Below are 1872 nucleotides of genomic sequence, written 5' to 3' on the forward strand. Positions count from 1 at the left end.
GGCCGGACGGATACGGGCCGGACGGATACGGGCCGGACGGATACGGGCCTGCCGGGTACGCACCCGGTGGCGGGTATCCAGTAGGCGGAGGGTATCCGCCTGATGGCGTAAGGTTACCCTGAGGGCTGGTCTGCGGCGTATAGGGGCTGTGGGGGCCGGAGGGGAACTGGCCGAACGGGTACCGGGCGGTGGGTACGTACTGGTCCTGTGCTCCGGACGGGTACTGCCCTTGCGCTCCGGACGGGTGCTGCTCCTGTCCGTGGCGCGGATCCGCGTCAGGGCCAACCGCCGCCGCGTTCGTGGCGGATTCCGGGAGAATGCGGGTCGCGTTGGGGTCCGAACCGGAGTGCGCAGCAGCGGCCCCGCCGGCTGTTGCAACCCCGCCGGCTGCCGCGGCCGCGTATCCCGCCCCATACCCTGGCGCCGTGGGGCTGTCCACCGCGCCGACGGTGAGCAGCGCGCCCAACGGGATCGCGTATTGAGGATCGCGTGGGGGTCGGGGCCGAACGCCGCTCATCTCCAGTAACAGTGCTGATATCCGGGGTATCTGGGCTGATCCGCCGACGAGAAATATCTCGGCGAGCTCGCCCGGCCGCACACCCGCGTTCTCGGCCGTCCGGATCAACTCCGTCACGGTGGCGCGTAGCTCGCCGTCGATCGAGGCTTCCAGATCCGCTCGGGTGATCTCGACGTCTCCCACGGATCCGCCGACCCGGACGGTATGGCTGGTCGTGGTCGACAGCGCTTCCTTCGCCGCGACGACCTGCTGGCGTATCCAGGTGCGCAGTTGCTGACCGGACGGGCTCGGGTCGGCCCACAACGCGTTCCAGGCGCGTGAATCGGTCTTGCCGGCACGGTCCGCGACTCTGCGCAGCAGGATATCGTCGATCTTGTTGCCCCCGAACTCGGGGTTACCACCGGGCTCGCCGCGGATCTCGAACCCCCCGGGTGTCGCGGTGAGAATGGTTGCTGCGAAGGTTGCGGCGCCGAGATCATAGACGGCGATGGTCGACCCCGGCCGGAGGCCGGCCGGGTCGGCCTGCCAGCGGGCTGCCGCAATCGGTTCCGGGAGCAGGGTGACGTTGGTCAGGCCCGCCCTGAATGCGGCAGCCCGGAGCCGGTCGACCTCGGCGCCACTCCACCGGACCGGTGCCGTGAGGACCACCTGTGCCGGCGGCGGGCCTGCGATGTGACGCGTTGCCTCGTGTGCGACCTGCCGCAGGACGGCCGCGATCAGCTCGATCGTGGGGATGACCGTGCTGCCGAGCTGCACCTGGTCGGTGCTCTCCAGGGCCTGCAGGGGGCAGGGTTGCGCGCGGTCAGGATGCGTTGCCGCGATGTCGGCGGCGGCCGAGCCGGTCAACAGCCGGCCGTCGTGGCTCAGGCTGACAACAGCACGCATCGGTCCGTCCGGAGCAAGCCGTAACGGTTCCAGCCGGCCGTCGACGGCAACCGCGGCGGTGGTGAAGCCGGTGCCGATGTCGACGGCGAGTGTCAGTCCGGTTGCCACGTCCCCCCCGGGTAGATAGTCATGCGGATCTTCTGATCCGGTCTGCCCGAATATGACAGCCTTCATCCAGTACGGTGGCCGTGGTCCGGGTCATGGGGGCAGGCATGATGGTGGCGGCGCCCGAGGCGGAGCGAAGCCGCCCGGTGCGTCTGCGAACGTTGCCGATACTACGCACGGTCGCCATCCGGCGGATTCCCGGCTCGACGGCGTGTGGGCGCCGGTACGGGACGGCGAGATCATCGACTTCTCCGCACGTGACCGGCGTATTGTGTGACCGCTGTCCGGAACGTTGTGTGACTGTTGTCCGGAACCTGGGCCGGCGCCGGCCGGACCGCCGCGAAAAGTGTTGCGCAGCGCAAGCC

The 1872-nt window shown here is 69.7% G+C and carries 1 protein-coding gene; it reads right to left on the reverse strand.

The window, feature by feature from the left end:
• Window positions 1-1576 (reverse strand): Hsp70 family protein (locus DD1DGNOD_RS05815; protein WP_131769620.1); only part of this gene is annotated, 1576 nt, incomplete at its 3' end.
• Window positions 1577-1872 lie beyond the last annotated feature (296 nt).

Source organism: Candidatus Protofrankia californiensis (assembly GCF_900634765.1).
Classification (GTDB): domain Bacteria; phylum Actinomycetota; class Actinomycetes; order Frankiales; family Frankiaceae; genus Protofrankia; species Protofrankia californiensis.